Below are 13,599 nucleotides of genomic sequence, written 5' to 3'. Positions count from 1 at the left end.
GATACGTGGCCCGGGCGTCAGCCGTGGAACAGCCGACTCAGCTCCACGAGCCAGGGGACGGCAACGGCCAGCGTCGGCACCACCAGGATAGCGGCGGAGCCGAGATACGCGGCGGTGGCGATGCGCACGTCGCCGATCCGCTCGCTGAGCCGCTGGATACGGATGAGCGTGGTGGGTCCGCCCGCGGCGAGCGCGCCTTGCGGCGCGGTGGACTTCGCGCACGCGACGAGGGCCCGGGCCAGCGGCTTGGGGCCGGTGACCTTGACGGCGGAATCGTCGGCGAGCAGTTCGATCAGCAGTTTCACCGAGCCGAGCGCCGCCTTGCTGCGCACCAGCCGGGGGAACGCCTCGTGCACCGCGGTGAACGCCTCCAGCACCAGATCGTGCCTGGCCCGCAAGTGCGAACGCTCATGGCTGACGATGGCGGTGATCTCGGCGTCGGGGAGCTTGGTCAGGGTGCCTTCGCTGAGCACGACGCGCTGGCGCAGACCGGGCAGGCAGTAGGCGATCGGCTCGGTGGCGGCCAGGACCCGGATGTCGGCCGCGCGCCGCTGCGGACCGCTCTGGTCGAGCAGGTCGACGAGCATCCGGTGATGTGCCCGCCGCCTGCGGGTGTGCACGCCGACCCGGATGATCGCGTAGATGAGCCGCCCGCCGATCAGCAGCGTCAGCGCGAACACGAACACGTATGCCGACCACAGCGGCAGACCGAGGGCGTCGATCTCGCGCGTCGGCGCGGTGGTGGGGCGACCGTCCGGGCCGGGCACGAGCAGCTCGGCGGCGATGGCCAATCCGGAGCCGAACGCGCTGAGCACGGCGGCGAGCGCGATGGCCTGCCAGAGCACGAGCGCTGCGCGGGGCGTCCGGTAGGTCCAGGTCGCCCGGCTGAGCAAGGCCGGGGCAGGCCCCGCGAGAAGCAATGCGAGTCCGGCGAAGACCGGCGCGGTTGCGTTCATCGACTCAGCTCACTGCGTTGTGGGGCCAGGGCGCCCGAGGAGTCTACTGCGGCGGCGGTGCCGAGTCCTCCTCGGTTGCTTCGAGCTTAGCGAGTGCTTCGCGTAGTGCGGCAGCCTCGTCCTTGCCGACCTGCTCCACGAAGTGCACCAGCGCGGCGGCGCGGCTGCCCGCCGCGTCGGCCTGTTGCAGCGCGTCGACCATCAGACTGGCCACCAGCTCGTCGCGGGTGTGCACCGGCGCGTAGCGGTGCGCCCGATCGTCGCGCCGCTGGACCACGAGGTTCTTCTTCGCCAAGCGTTGCAGCACGGTCATCACCGTGGTGTACGCGAGCTCACGGCGTGCGGCGAGCGCCTCGTGCACCTGCCGGACCGTCTGTGGTTCGTCGGCCGACCACAACTGGTCCATGACCGCTTTCTCGAGTTCACCAAGACCTGCCATTCCACAATCTTAGGTACTCAACGACGAGGATGCGTACTACAGGGTGTCGTAACTATGAAGTAGCTGGTGTGGCATTTCTCATAGTGGCGGATTCCGGTGGCGCGGCCGCCGGTCCGCCCGCCTTGCCGCGCACATGCCTTGCGCCGATCGGCACGATCATCGGCCGGCCGGAAACCGGGTCCTCGAGCACGGCGGCGTCCAGCTCGAAGACCTCGCGCAGCAACTCGACGGACATCACCTCGGCCGGGGCGCCGCTGGCGACCACGCGTCCGGCGTGCATGACCACCAGCTGGTCGCTGTAGCGGATCGCGAGGTTCAGATCGTGCAGCACCATGACGACGGTGCGGCCCAGATCGGCGTGCAGCCGGTCGACCAGGTCGAGCACCTCGATCGAATGCGCCAGATCCAGGTAGGTGGTCGGCTCGTCGAGCAGGAGGATGTCGGTGCCCTGGGCCAGCGCCATGGAGATCCAGGCGCGCTGGCGCTGCCCGCCGGACAGTTCGTCCAGCGCGCGGTCGGCCAGGTCGGCGATACCGGTTTGCTCCAGCGCCGTCATCACCTCGGTTTCGTCCGCGGCCGACCACTGCCGGAACCAGGACTGGTGCGGGTGGCGTCCGCGTGCGACCAGATCGGCGACGGTGAGTCCTTCCGGGGCGACCGGCGATTGGGGAAGCATGCCGATGATGCGGGCCACATCCTTGGTCCGCATCGTCGAAATGGCCTTGCCGTCCAACAGGACTCGGCCTTCGCGTGGCCGCAGCAGGCGGCCGAGCGAACGCAGCAGCGTGGACTTTCCACAGCCGTTCGGCCCGATCACCGTGGTGACCACACCCGGCGCGATGTCGAGGCTCAGACCGTCGACGATCACCCGTTCGCCGTAGCCGAGGGTGACACCGTCGGCGCCGAGCCGGTGCTCCGGTGCGTCGGCCTGCGCCGTGGTGTCGGGGGTGATGTCCGCGATCGTCATGACAGCGTCGCCTTCCGGTTCATACGCACGAGCAGATACAGCAGGAACGGACCGCCGAACGCCGCGGTCACCACACCGACCGGCAGGTCGACCGGAAATATCGTGCGCGATGCGACATCCGCGCCGACCACCAGGATCGCGCCCATCAGGGCCGCGCCGACGAGCGGTTCGCCGGGCGTGCGCAGGAGGCGGCGGGCGATCTGCGGGGCGGTGAGGGCGACGAAGCCCACCGGCCCGGCGGCGGCCGTGGCCAGGGACGCGGCCACCACGGCCGCGCCGATCAACACGGCCTGCTGCGTCTGGATTCGCACGCCGAGCGCCCGCGTGGTCTCCGCACCGAGGCGCAGGGCGGCGAGCGTGCGGGCGGAGCCGAGCGCCAGTACGGCGACGACGGACACCGCGACGGCCGTAGGTGCCAACTGCGCGGAGTCGGCCGAGTTCAGTGATCCGTTCAGCCACAGCTGCGCGCGCTGGGCGTCCGCAAGGCTGGCTCGGGTGAGCAGCCAGCTGATGGCCGCCAGCAGCACTGCGTTCACGCCGACGCCGATCAGCACCAGCCGCAGTCCGGTGGCGCCGTGCGCGCCGGTCGGGCTGCGTCCCCAGGCGAGCAGGTAGACGGTCACCGCGGTGAGCAACCCGCCCGCCAGCGCGGCCAACGGCGCGCCCACCGAGGCGGCCAGTCCGGTGCTCGCGCCGCTGCTGACGACCAGCACGCCGACCGCGCCCAGGCCCGCGCCCGAGGTGATGCCGAGCATGTCCGGCGCGGCCAGCGGGTTGTGCAGGATGGACTGAGTGATCGCGCCCGCGAGGCCGAGCGCGAGACCGACCACCAGCGCGGTGAGCGCGCGTGGGAGCCGGGATTCCAGCACGATGAACCGCTGCGCTTTGGTGCCACCTCCGGTCAGCACGTCCAGCACGCGCCCGAGCGGCAGATGTGACTCGCCGACCGCGATGTCGAGACACAGCAGTCCGAGCGTGATCGCCGCGAGCACCGCGACGGTCAGAACCATCGTCGGCCGCAGCACGATCGACACCGGGCCGACGCGCAGGGCGGGACGTGCGCTCGTTGTTCGTAGCGAAATCGTCACCGCGTCACCAGCTTCGGCAGTGCCAGTGCTACCGGCACGACGCGCGGCGCGAGCGCGGGGTCGGTGGCCTCTGGCGAAATTGTCACCGTCTCACCAGCTTCCGGATTGCCAGGGATACCGGCCCGACGTGGAGCGGGACGCGTGCTCGTGGTTCGTAGCGAAATTGTCACGGGCTGACCAACTCCGGAGCAGCGGCCGGACGCAGGAGGCGAGGCCATGTATTCGTGGAACGCGGCGAAACACTCATAGGCTCACCAGCTTCCGGCGCCGAACGAATGCGATGAAGAACGGCGCGCCGAGCACGGCGAGCATCACACCGACCTCCAACTCGCCGGGCCGGACCACCATGCGGCCGAGGACGTCGGCGATCAGCAGCAGCAACGCGCCGAAGAGTCCGGAATACGGAATCAGCCAGCGATAGTCCGGTCCGGTGACCGTCCGCGCGAGATGCGGGACGGCCAGGCCGAGGAACGCGATCGGCCCCACCGCCGCCGTCGCCGCGCCCGCCAGTAGCACGACGGCCGCCAGTCCCAGCGCACGGCTGCGGCCGACGTGCACGCCGAGCCCGCGCGCGACCTCGTCGCCGAGGCCGATCAGATTCAGTCCCGGCGCCGCCACCGTCGCGAGCAGCATTCCGGCTCCCAGAAACGGAAGCACCTGCCAGAACACCGCGGCGTCGCGGCCCGCGACCGTGCCGACCACCCAGAACCGGTAGCTGTCCAGGGCGGCGGCGTCGAACAGCACGACGGCGTTCGTCATCGCCTGCAGGAACGTGGTCACCGCCGCGCCCGCGAGCACCAGGCTCAGCGGGCTCGCCTTCCCGCCGCCCACGGCCGAGGTCCCGAACACCACCAGCCCGGCGAGCAGCGCTCCTGCGAAGGCGAACCAGATGTACTGCTCCGGTGCGCTGAACGAGAACAGATACACGCTCAGCGCCGCGAGGAACGCCGCGCCCGCGTTCAGTCCGAGCAACCCGGCGTCGGCGAGCGGGTTGCGGGTGTAGCCCTGGATGAGCGTGCCCGCGATGCCCAGCGCCGCCCCGCAGACCAGCGCGAGCGCGGTCCGAGGAAGACGCAGACCGCGCACGATCTGCTCTTCGGTCGAACCGGCCGCGCAGGTGAAAGGCCCGCCCGGGCAGGTGAGCGCATGGTGCACGGCGTCGTACACGGTTCCCGGCGCGAGTGCGCGGGCGCCGACCGCGATACTGGCCACCACGGCGAGCAGCAGGAGCGCGGTGACGGCGAGGAGCCCGGAAAGACGACGCCGCCTCGCGGTGGCAAGGGAAGTCACGGCGACGAACTGCTCCTGAATCGGCGGCACGGTTGCTAAGTCTGGTAAGCCTAACCTATCTTTCGCTATCGACGGCGCACGGCCGAATGTCCGTGGCGACGGAGCCGATCCCCGAGGAGGTTCGATGACCGAGCTCATCACCATGCCCCATCGATCGACTGTGGCGTTCGGACGCGCCTGTGCCCGGCTCCGCGCACTGCAACCGGAGCATCCGCGGGTCTACGCCGTGGCCGCGATGGCCGAGCAGGGCAAGCGGCGCTGGTGGCGACTGTCCGACGGCGTACGCGAGGGTCGCGTCGAACTCATGTACCGGCGTCACGCGGCGGAGATGATCAGCGCCGACATCGCCGCGGAAGTGGTTGCCACGGCGTTGATTCACGCGATCGCGGGGCGGGTTGTCGCACTGCTCGTGGCGGAGGGGCGGGCATGGGACCCCGGCCTGGAGAACCTCTGGATCCACACCGACAACGATGGCGGCATCGACTGGGCGGGGTTGTCGGACACCACTGTTCGAGTGCTGGACGGCGATCCGCTTGCGGGCGAGCCGGGCGTGGTCGCCCTGCCCTGCGCGGAGGCGATGTACGTCTGGCTCGCGCACCGCTGTGCGTCCGCGCTGACGATCGTCGAAGACAACATGACGCGCTGCTCCGGGTTGAGCCGTCGCCGGTTCTGGTCGCTCGTCGTCGAATCCATCGCGGGCGCTTCGACTTACGTACCGGATCTCGCGCGGACCGATTCCGCCGTCGGCGCGCGGCGTGGTCAGGGCTTGCTGGCGGCCATGGCCGAGCGCGGACTGCCGGTGCGCCGATCCGGGACTTGCTTAGTTAGGTAAGCCTGACCTATAATTGTCTCGGCGTACGGATCGCGAGAGAGTCCCGAGGGCTGCGGTGACCCCCGATCCCTTGCCGCGACGGGCTCCACCATTGGTGGGGCCCGTCGCTCTGCTTCCGTGTGAACTATGTCGCGGCGCCCTGCTCTGGCGTGCCGTCACGCTCCGGGTCTACGCTGTCGCCGACACGAACGTGAAACCCGCCGAGCGCCAGGGTATCCGACGTCCGGGCAGGCGTCGGCCGGTCCGTCGCCGCGCCCGTGTCGCGATCATCGATGCGCAGCGCCGCGCACCGCATCCGAGTCGTCGACGAGGCCATGCACGTGGTCGGACAGGCCTTCGCGGTGGCTCACCGAACAGTCCGAGGGGTGTGCCGGTTTGCCCAGCATCAGAGCGTCCCGTTTTCGTTCGATCGCGGCCGTGTCGGCCACTGCGGCAGTGCTCGCCTTCCCCGCCTGCGGGCGTGGCGAGCAGCCGGAACTACACAGCGGTGCGGACATCCCCGGCAGCGCGCCCGCGCATGTCGCCTCGCACTGGGACTACGACGCGGACGGCCCCGACCATTGGGCCGACCTCGACCGGGACTACCTGACCTGCAAGAGCGGTCACCAGCAGTCACCGATCGACCTGCCGAGTCACGCGCGACTCGAGCCGTCCGAGCACATCACCATCGACTACCACTCGGTGCCCGGGCTGACCCTGCTGAACACCGGGCACACCGTGCAGGCAAACCTCCCCGCGGGCAACGGAAATCGCATCGTGGTCGACGGCGTGCCGTTCGACTTGGCGCAGTTCCATTTCCACCTGCCCAGCGAACACACGCTGGACGGTGCGGGCGCGACGATGGAAGTGCACTTCGTGCACAAGAGCGCGGCCGGCAAAATGGCCGTACTCGGTGTGCTCATGCAAGCCACGCCGGACCCTTCGCCCTTCGACCCGATCCTCACGCTCGCCCCAGATGTCGTGGACGCCGAGATCACCGTCGCCGGGCCGGTCGACCTGCGCGCGCTACTGCCCGGTGTCCTCGATCAGTTCCGGTATCAGGGTTCGCTCACCACGCCACCATGCAGCGAGGGCGTGTCCTGGACGGTGCTCGGCAATCCGGTCCCGGTGGCCGCGGCCGACGCGGACCGATACCGGACGCTGTTCGCGCACAGCAACCGGCCGACCCAGCCGTTGAACGGACGGACCGTCACGCTGGCAGGCGGATGAGGCCGCTGCGACCGGCGCTGCCCGCTATGCGACAGTGAATGCATGACACAGCAGGAGACTCAGCGGTTCGGCTCGCTGGCGGGCGTCACGGTCGAGCAGATGCAGGAATACAGCGAAGGTACCTTCGCCGACCTGATCGGCCTGCGCTACACCGAGCTGACCCCCGACCGCGTGCGCGGAGAGTGGGTCGTCAAACCGCACCTCTACCAGCCCGCTGGTCTCCAGAACGGTGGCGTGTACTGCACCGTCATCGAAACGCTCGCCAGCATCGCCGCCGGGATCTGGTTCGGCGACCAGGGCACGGTGGTCGGCGTCAACAACAACACCGACTTCCTGCGCGCGGTGCGCGAAGGCACGCTGACCGGCGAGGCCACCCCGCTGCATCGCGGCAGGCTCCAGCAGCTGTGGCAGGTCGTCATCACCGACGAGCAGGATCGCACCGTCGCCCGCGGCCAAGTGCGGTTGCAGAATCTGCCGCACCGTTCCTGAGCGCGCTCGTCCGGCGACGGCGGAACGGGCGTGCCAGAATGTCCGTCACCCCGCCACTGCGACCCGGTGAGGAGCCAGGATGCGACTGTCACCGCATGAGCAGGAGCGCCTGCTGCTCAGCTACGCCGCCGAGCTGGCCCGGCGCAGGCAGGCGCGCGGACTGAAGCTGAACCATCCGGAGGCGGTCGCGCTGATCACCGACCACGTGCTCGAGGGCGCGCGGGACGGCCGCACCGTCGCCGAACTGATGTCCTCTGGGCGCACGGTGCTCACCCGCGACGACGTGATGGAAGGCGTGCCGGAGATGATCCCCGACGTCCAGGTCGAAGCGACCTTCCCGGACGGCACCAAGCTCGTCACCGTCCACCATCCGATCGGCTAGGAGGGCGGCATGCGACACCAGCGGTCCCGAGGCGCGGCATGATCCCCGGTGAGTACTTCTGCGCCGAGGGCGTCATCGAACTGAACTCCGGGGCGGACCGGATCGAGCTCGAGGTGGTCAATACCGGCGACCGGCCGGTGCAGGTCGGCAGCCACGTGCATTTCCCGCAGGCGAACCAGGCGCTGGAGTTCGACCGCGACGCCGCGCACGGCCGTCGGCTCGACATCCCGGCCGGGACCGCGGTGCGCTTCGAACCGGGGCTCGGGCAACGGGTGCGGCTCGTGCCGCTCGGCGGCGCCCGCGAGGTCCACGGGATCACCCAGACCCCGCCCGGCCGTCTCGATGATTAGCCGGGACGTTGCAGTGGTGCTCGCAGATATTCGGCCCGGGAGGTAGGACGCAATGAATGTGCTCAGCGGGGCGGTATGCCGAGTTGTTCGCACCGGCCACCGGAGATCGAGCCGAGTCGACGGGCGGCGAACCCGGTCCGAGGCCGACCATTTCGTTGATCCAGGGTGGCGGTCGGCCCGCTTCGGCGGGCGCGGGGCAATTAGCGGATATTCGGCAGGTGGCTCGGGAGGTACGACGCGATGAGTGAGCTGAGCCGGGCGCGGTATGCCGAGCTGTTCGGGCCGACAACGGGGGACCGGATCCGGCTGGCCGATACCGATCTGCTGATCGAGATCACCGAGGACCGCAGCGGCGGACCGGGGCGCGCCGGTGACGAGGCCGTGTTCGGCGGCGGGAAAGTGCTGCGCGAATCCATGGGCCAGTCCCGCGCGACCCGCGCCGAGGGCGCCCCCGACACGGTGATCACCGGCGTGGTGATCATCGATCATTGGGGAATCATCAAGGCGGACATAGGCATTCGCGACGGGCGGATCAGCGCCATCGGGAAGGCGGGCAACCCCGACACCATGACGGGCGTGCACCCGGACCTGGTCGTCGGCCCGTCCACCGAGATCATCGCGGGCAACGGCCGCATTCTCACCGCGGGCGCCATCGACTGTCACGTGCACTTCATCTGCCCGCAGTTGATGGACGAGGCGCTCGGCGGCGGCATCACCACGCTGATCGGCGGCGGCACCGGACCGGCCGAGGGCAGCAAGGCCACCACGGTGACGCCCGGCGCATGGCATCTGGCGCGGATGCTGGAGGCCACCGACGGCTGGCCGCTGAACATCGTGCTGCTCGGCAAGGGCAACACCGTCAGCGCCGAGGCCATGTGGGAGCAATTGCGCGGCGGCGCTTCGGGTTTCAAGTTGCACGAGGACTGGGGCTCGACACCGGCCGCGATCGACGCCTGCCTCACCGTCGCCGACGCGGCGGGCGTGCAGGTGGCGTTGCACTCGGACACGTTGAACGAGGCCGGTTTCGTCGAGGACACTCTCGCGGCGATCGCGGGCCGCGGCATCCACGCCTACCACACCGAGGGGGCGGGCGGCGGGCACGCGCCCGACATCATCACCGTCGCTTCGCATCTCAACGTGCTGCCCAGTTCGACCAACCCGACTCGCCCGCACACCGTCAACACCCTCGACGAGCATCTGGACATGCTCATGGTGTGCCATCACCTGAGCCCGTCGATCCCGGAGGATCTCGCGTTCGCCGAAAGCCGCATCCGCCCGTCCACCATCGCGGCGGAGGACCTGCTGCACGACCTCGGCGCGATCTCGATGATCGGCAGCGACTCGCAAGCCATGGGCCGCATCGGCGAGGTCGTGCTGCGCACCTGGCAGACCGCGCACGTGATGAAACGCCGCCGCGGTCCGCTGCCCGGCGACGGCGCGGCCGACAACGCCCGAGTCCAGCGCTACGTCGCGAAGTACACCATCTGCCCGGCCATCGCGCACGGCGTCGAGCACGAGATCGGCTCGGTCGAGGTGGGCAAGCTCGCCGACCTGGTGTTGTGGGAGCCCGCGTTCTTCGGCGTCCGCCCGCATGCCGTGCTCAAGGGCGGCGCGATCGCCTGGGCCGCGATGGGCGACGCCAACGCCTCCATTCCCACACCGCAGCCCGTGCTGCCGCGCCCGATGTTCGGTGCCGCCCCCGGGCCCGCCGCCGCCACTTCCGTGCACTTCGTCTCCGAGCAGGCGATCGAGGATGGACTCGCCGACCGCCTGCGCGTCCACCGCAAACTGGTGCCGGTCCGCAACGTTCGCCGCGTGACGAAGACGGACATGCCGCACAACGACGCCATGCCGCGCATCGAAGTCGACCCGGACACGTTCACCGTCCGCATCGACGGCGAGGTCTGGCGCGAACAGCCCGCCACCGAACTCCCCATGGCCCAGCGCTACTTCCTGTTCTGAGTGTCGCGCGGACGAGTGGAACCAGCGGCCTCGCCTTCGGTGTAGCGCTTTCTGCGCGAACCGCGTCACCCGGAGATGCCAACGGACGATGCCTGACCGGGACGGACGTCAGCCGGGTGCGAACGTCACCACCAGGACGTCGCGGTAGGCGGGACGGCTTCGGTCCACCGGACGCACCGGCGACACGCCGTGCAGGGTGCGACGGTCATCCCCGATCAGCAGGTCTCCCGGCTCACGGAGCGTGGCCGTCAGCAGTTGTCTTCCCTCCTGGTCGAGCACGGAGCTTTCACCGCCGTCGGCGTTCTGCCGACCGACCAGAAGCGAAGAAACCAGGGTGACGCCGTCGCGGTGCATGCCTTCCGGTGTGGGCAATCCGTTCGTGTCCGCCGATGCGATGACACGAAAAGGATGCACCTTCGCAATCCACACCGCCGGGTCGCCCAGTGCCGTCGCCAACCGTCCGAGCAACCGCAGCACCGCGCGGAACACGGGGTCAGCCAGGAACGACCCGGTCAAAGGCTCGAAGGTGCGGTCCACGCCGATATAGAGCGGATTGCTGTCCTCCGGCTGTACGAAGGAGCCCTGCGGAAGCAGCCTGATCTGCCCCGTGGTGGCGGTGAAGGCGAACCGTCCATATCGGCGTAGCCTGCGCGTGCCCTGCTCGGAGGCGTACCTGTCCGTGCTCAGCGTTTCCCAGTGGGTACCGAAGCGGTCCCAAGCCCCCGCTTCCACGCCGAGACATGATGTCGTGACAGCAGCTGGCATCAGGTGGGCGCCATCGGAGACCAAAGCCTTGCGCGCGGCCACTACCAGCTCGTCCGCCGACCGCCCTTCGGTGGACGGAGCAGCCTTGGAAACGTTCCGCGAACCGTAAGAGTTTTTCTGCACGATGGGTCCTGCCTTCCTTGGCCTATGCCGGGAGAATTCCCCACAGGGGCTGGGCAAACAGGCTGAATCGCCGTACACCCGGGCCGTCAGGTTTGCCTGCGGGTCACGTCGCGTCCGGACACCACTGTCGTGAAGACCGCCTCGTCGCACGTGCGGCGCGGCGACGCGGGTGTAGCCGAGCCCCGCGTCGCGCGTGAGATAACGCAGGCGTCGGCATGCGTTTGCTGCGGGTGCGCCGATCGCACCGCGTAATTCTCGGCACGAGGCAAGATCAACTGAGTTGTAGCACAAGCACTCTGGGTAACGGCGGCTTCGCGATTGACGATGGTTCGAGCGCGACGGTCGGTCGGGGAATTTGTCCGTCGGTCATCACTCAGTCGCACGTTTTACTCCGGGAACAGGAAACCATGGCTTTATCACCGCGACGCACCGCGATCGTTGCCACCCTCATCGCCGCAGCATCGATCGGTGCTGCCGCATGCGGGACCGACGCCGCGTCCACCTCGACGACCTCCACCCGCGCCACCAGCCCATCAACTGCCACGACCACCCGCGTCGAACCGACGACCAGCGCCGCGACCACCTCGCCACCGCTGGTGCCGACAACCGCTTCCACCACAGCCGCTCCGGCGCCGCCTCCCGCGGCCGTCGCCCCGTCAGCCCCTCCTGCCGTCGTCGCTCCGGCGCCACCAGTCGCCCCTGCCCCTGCCGCGACCCCGCCGCGGGCGCCTGCCCCCACTGTGTACTACCCCAACTGCGCCGCCGCTCGGGCGGCGGGCGCGGCACCACTGCGCCGCGGCGAGCCCGGCTACAGTGCCAAGCTCGACCGCGACAACGACGGAATTGCCTGCGAATAACCTTCAGCCCGAACGAATATTGTCCGTTGCCGATCTGCAAGTCGGTCTTCGGTTACTCGCCTGCTCACTTCTGTTGGTGACCGGCGCGAATTCTGTCCAAGCCGTCGAGGATCAAGTCGAGTCCGAATTCGAACTCGGTTTGATCGTCGCACCAACCCAATGTCGAGTCGGGGTCGTCATGCGCGATCTCCGACAGCATTCCCACGATATTCGGCAACTGCTCGGCCATCGCGGCAAGATCGGCGTCGGTCCCCGAATCGGCGCCGGTGTCACCGGGATCGAACAATTCCTGGGTGAATCCCAGCGCCCGGCTGCCCAGCGCGTGCATCGCGTGGTGGGCCAGGTCGTAGGAGAAACCACCCGCGAGCATGAGGCCGAGCAGCGCGTCGTAGTAGCGCAGCACCTCCAGGCTGACGGTGGTCCGCGTTTCGAACAAACCCGGTGCCCATCGGTGGCGTAGCAGTACCTCGCGTGCGGTGAGGATGCGCTGCCGCACGGATGTCTTCCAGTCGGCTGTGCGCGGCGCGATGTCGATCTGTTCGACGGCATCGTTGATCTCTCGAGCGACGAGGTCGACGATGCCGTCGAGGAGGTCGTCCTTTTTGGCCACGTGGTAGTACAGCGACATCGCCTCGGCGCCGAGTTCGTCGCCGATTCGGCGCATGGTCACCGACTGGATTCCGTGCTCGTCGGCGATCCGGATCGCGGCTCGGAGCACGCGCTCTCTGCTGAGCCGGACACGGGGCTCGGATCCCGGATCGACTCGAGCGGCCACTGGCGCCCTCCCTTCGTCGCCGAGATCGTACAACGTAAGGCCGCTGCTCTCGCGTGGGCATTGACCGCCGCCGGGCGCACCGCTACCTTACAAGGTAAGACTTACAAGGTAAGACTGGAGAGATCACATGCAGGCCTTTGTCACGTGTCCGTATGGTTCGCCCGCACTCGGGCAGCTCAGGGAAATCGATCGGCCTGCGCCCGCCGCCGACGAGGTCCTGGTCAGAGTGCGGGCCACGTCCATCAATCCGTATGACTGGCACCATCTCAGGGGCGAGCCGCGGATCGCCCGCTTGATGCCGAGCGGTCTTGGGCTGCGTCGTCCGCGCTACAGCGTGCTGGGCTGCGATATGGCGGGAACCGTCGAGGCGGTCGGCGCCGACGTGTCGCGATTCCGGCCCGGCGACGATGTCTTCGCATTGCTCTCGCACGGCGGTTTCGCCGAGTACGTGACCGTTCGCGAAGACATGCTGGCGGCCAAGCCGAACAGTCTGTCCTACGAACAGGCTGCCGCCGTTCCGATGGCGGCGATTACAGCGCTGCTCGCCCTGCGCGACAAGGTCGAACCCGGACAGCGGGTTCTCGTCAACGGTGCGTCGGGCGGTGTCGGCACCTTCGCCGTGCAGATCGCGCGCGCGTTCGGCGCGGACGTCGTCGGCGTATGCGGCAAGCACAACATCGATCTGGTCCGCTCGATCGGCGCCGGCGATGTCATCGACTACCGCAGCGAGGATTTCACCCGGCAGCAGCGCCAGTACGATCTCGTGCTCGACATCAGCGGAGGACGTTCCCTCGCGGCATGCCGAAAGGCATTGGCGCCCAGGGGGATCTTCGTCGTCGTCGGCGGACCGGCTGGACGTTGGCTACAACCGGCCGGGCACGCGTTCGGAGTTCTGCTGACAGCGCCGTTGCTGAGCCGGCGGGCGGTACTGGCCGACACGGTCGCACACCCTGGCAAGCAACAGGACCTGGTGACGCTGACCGAGTTGATCGAGGCAGGCAACGTCAGCCCAGTGATCGACCGATGCTATTCATTCGACGAGATCCCGGCCGCCATCGAATACCAAGAAGCCGGCCACGCCAGCGGCAAAGTGGTCGTCACGGTCTGAGACCGGC

General features: G+C 68.9%; 17 protein-coding genes. 8 read left to right on the top strand and 9 right to left on the bottom strand.

Going from position 1 to position 13,599, the window contains the following annotated elements; genetic code table 11:
* Window positions 1-17 precede the first annotated feature (17 nt).
* From ACWPXK_RS26395 to ACWPXK_RS26375, 5 genes are all read right to left on the bottom strand, one after another.
* The gene (locus ACWPXK_RS26395) at window positions 18-956 is read right to left on the bottom strand and encodes a M56 family metallopeptidase (RefSeq protein ID WP_454198850.1); all 939 of its coding nucleotides are present in this window, start codon (window positions 954-956) and stop codon (window positions 18-20) included.
* A gap of 43 nt (window positions 957-999) precedes the next feature.
* Entirely contained in the window at window positions 1,000-1,395 is a 396-nt protein-coding gene (locus ACWPXK_RS26390; protein ID WP_067475860.1) for a BlaI/MecI/CopY family transcriptional regulator, read from the bottom strand.
* A gap of 52 nt (window positions 1,396-1,447) precedes the next feature.
* The gene (locus ACWPXK_RS26385; protein ID WP_454198849.1) at window positions 1,448-2,362 is read right to left on the bottom strand and encodes an ABC transporter ATP-binding protein; all 915 of its coding nucleotides are present in this window, start codon (window positions 2,360-2,362) and stop codon (window positions 1,448-1,450) included.
* Window positions 2,359-3,450 (bottom strand): FecCD family ABC transporter permease, encoded by a 1,092-nt coding sequence (locus ACWPXK_RS26380; RefSeq protein ID WP_454198848.1) that lies wholly within the window; start codon window positions 3,448-3,450, stop codon window positions 2,359-2,361. Before ACWPXK_RS26380 ends, ACWPXK_RS26385 begins: the two co-directional genes overlap by 4 nt.
* Window positions 3,451-3,693: 243 nt before the next feature.
* On the bottom strand, window positions 3,694-4,740 hold the full coding sequence (locus ACWPXK_RS26375) for a FecCD family ABC transporter permease (RefSeq protein ID WP_454198915.1): 1,047 nt from the start codon (window positions 4,738-4,740) through the stop codon (window positions 3,694-3,696).
* Between the two features lie 124 nt (window positions 4,741-4,864).
* Between ACWPXK_RS26375 and ACWPXK_RS26370 the strand changes: the two genes are divergently transcribed.
* Window positions 4,865-5,572: a hypothetical protein gene (locus ACWPXK_RS26370; RefSeq protein ID WP_454198847.1), complete on the top strand. Its 708-nt coding sequence runs from the start codon at window positions 4,865-4,867 to the stop codon at window positions 5,570-5,572.
* A gap of 266 nt (window positions 5,573-5,838) precedes the next feature.
* On the opposite strand, the gene ACWPXK_RS26365 is transcribed toward ACWPXK_RS26370, so the two are convergent.
* Window positions 5,839-6,000 carry a hypothetical protein gene (locus tag ACWPXK_RS26365; protein WP_454198846.1) on the bottom strand — a complete coding sequence of 54 codons (162 nt, stop codon included), beginning with the start codon at window positions 5,998-6,000 and terminating at the stop codon, window positions 5,839-5,841.
* Between ACWPXK_RS26365 and ACWPXK_RS26360 the strand changes: the two genes are divergently transcribed.
* The 5 genes from ACWPXK_RS26360 (at window position 5,990) to ACWPXK_RS26340 (ending at window position 9,964) form a co-directional block, all read left to right on the top strand.
* Window positions 5,990-6,781: a carbonic anhydrase gene (locus ACWPXK_RS26360; protein WP_454198845.1), complete on the top strand. Its 792-nt coding sequence runs from the start codon at window positions 5,990-5,992 to the stop codon at window positions 6,779-6,781. The genes ACWPXK_RS26365 and ACWPXK_RS26360 overlap by 11 nt on opposite strands.
* Window positions 6,782-6,880: 99 nt before the next feature.
* Entirely contained in the window at window positions 6,881-7,270 is a 390-nt protein-coding gene (locus ACWPXK_RS26355; protein WP_454198914.1) for a PaaI family thioesterase, read from the top strand.
* Window positions 7,271-7,349: 79 nt separating this feature from the next.
* Complete coding sequence (locus ACWPXK_RS26350; protein ID WP_062967452.1) at window positions 7,350-7,652, top strand: urease subunit gamma; 303 nt, start codon at window positions 7,350-7,352, stop codon at window positions 7,650-7,652.
* A 38-nt stretch (window positions 7,653-7,690) separates the two neighbouring features.
* Window positions 7,691-8,002 (top strand): urease subunit beta, encoded by a 312-nt coding sequence (locus tag ACWPXK_RS26345; RefSeq protein WP_454198844.1) that lies wholly within the window; start codon window positions 7,691-7,693, stop codon window positions 8,000-8,002.
* Window positions 8,003-8,242: 240 nt separating this feature from the next.
* Window positions 8,243-9,964, top strand: coding sequence for an urease subunit alpha (locus ACWPXK_RS26340; protein WP_454198843.1), 1,722 nt, complete (start codon window positions 8,243-8,245; stop codon window positions 9,962-9,964).
* 108 nt (window positions 9,965-10,072) lie between these two features.
* Here the strand turns inward: ACWPXK_RS26340 and ACWPXK_RS26335 are convergent, their stop codons facing one another.
* Both ACWPXK_RS26335 and ACWPXK_RS26330 read right to left on the bottom strand, forming a co-directional pair.
* Complete coding sequence (locus tag ACWPXK_RS26335) at window positions 10,073-10,729, bottom strand: 2OG-Fe dioxygenase family protein (protein ID WP_454198913.1); 657 nt, start codon at window positions 10,727-10,729, stop codon at window positions 10,073-10,075.
* A gap of 496 nt (window positions 10,730-11,225) precedes the next feature.
* Window positions 11,226-11,468 carry a hypothetical protein gene (locus ACWPXK_RS26330; protein ID WP_454198922.1) on the bottom strand — a complete coding sequence of 81 codons (243 nt, stop codon included), beginning with the start codon at window positions 11,466-11,468 and terminating at the stop codon, window positions 11,226-11,228.
* On the opposite strand from ACWPXK_RS26330, the gene ACWPXK_RS26325 reads away from it, so the two are divergent.
* Window positions 11,449-11,709 carry an excalibur calcium-binding domain-containing protein gene (locus ACWPXK_RS26325; RefSeq protein WP_454198912.1) on the top strand — a complete coding sequence of 87 codons (261 nt, stop codon included), beginning with the start codon at window positions 11,449-11,451 and terminating at the stop codon, window positions 11,707-11,709. The genes ACWPXK_RS26330 and ACWPXK_RS26325 overlap by 20 nt on opposite strands.
* Window positions 11,710-11,773: 64 nt before the next feature.
* On the opposite strand, the gene ACWPXK_RS26320 is transcribed toward ACWPXK_RS26325, so the two are convergent.
* Window positions 11,774-12,484, bottom strand: coding sequence for a TetR/AcrR family transcriptional regulator (locus ACWPXK_RS26320; RefSeq protein ID WP_454198842.1), 711 nt, complete (start codon window positions 12,482-12,484; stop codon window positions 11,774-11,776).
* 127 nt (window positions 12,485-12,611) lie between these two features.
* Between ACWPXK_RS26320 and ACWPXK_RS26315 the strand changes: the two genes are divergently transcribed.
* Window positions 12,612-13,592: an NAD(P)-dependent alcohol dehydrogenase gene (locus ACWPXK_RS26315; RefSeq protein WP_454198841.1), complete on the top strand. Its 981-nt coding sequence runs from the start codon at window positions 12,612-12,614 to the stop codon at window positions 13,590-13,592.
* Window positions 13,593-13,599: the final 7 nt, after the last annotated feature.

The organism is Nocardia sp. Marseille-Q1738 (genome assembly GCF_965283145.1).
The sequence above is the reverse complement of the archived record's forward strand: the minus strand, read 5'-3'. Positions and strand labels throughout refer to the sequence as shown.

Coding starts and splice junctions, on each gene's coding strand:
- ACWPXK_RS26350 (WP_062967452.1), top strand. CDS start 7,350: ATGCGACTGTCACCGCATGAGCAGGAGCGCCTGCTGCTCAGCTACGCC.
- ACWPXK_RS26385 (WP_454198849.1), bottom strand. CDS start 2,362: ATGACGATCGCGGACATCACCCCCGACACCACGGCGCAGGCCGACGCA.
- ACWPXK_RS26355 (WP_454198914.1), top strand. CDS start 6,881: ATGCAGGAATACAGCGAAGGTACCTTCGCCGACCTGATCGGCCTGCGC.
- ACWPXK_RS26335 (WP_454198913.1), bottom strand. CDS start 10,729: ATGCCAGCTGCTGTCACGACATCATGTCTCGGCGTGGAAGCGGGGGCT.
- ACWPXK_RS26370 (WP_454198847.1), top strand. CDS start 4,865: ATGACCGAGCTCATCACCATGCCCCATCGATCGACTGTGGCGTTCGGA.
- ACWPXK_RS26345 (WP_454198844.1), top strand. CDS start 7,691: ATGATCCCCGGTGAGTACTTCTGCGCCGAGGGCGTCATCGAACTGAAC.
- ACWPXK_RS26395 (WP_454198850.1), bottom strand. CDS start 956: ATGAACGCAACCGCGCCGGTCTTCGCCGGACTCGCATTGCTTCTCGCG.
- ACWPXK_RS26340 (WP_454198843.1), top strand. CDS start 8,243: ATGAGTGAGCTGAGCCGGGCGCGGTATGCCGAGCTGTTCGGGCCGACA.
- ACWPXK_RS26390 (WP_067475860.1), bottom strand. CDS start 1,395: ATGGCAGGTCTTGGTGAACTCGAGAAAGCGGTCATGGACCAGTTGTGG.
- ACWPXK_RS26315 (WP_454198841.1), top strand. CDS start 12,612: ATGCAGGCCTTTGTCACGTGTCCGTATGGTTCGCCCGCACTCGGGCAG.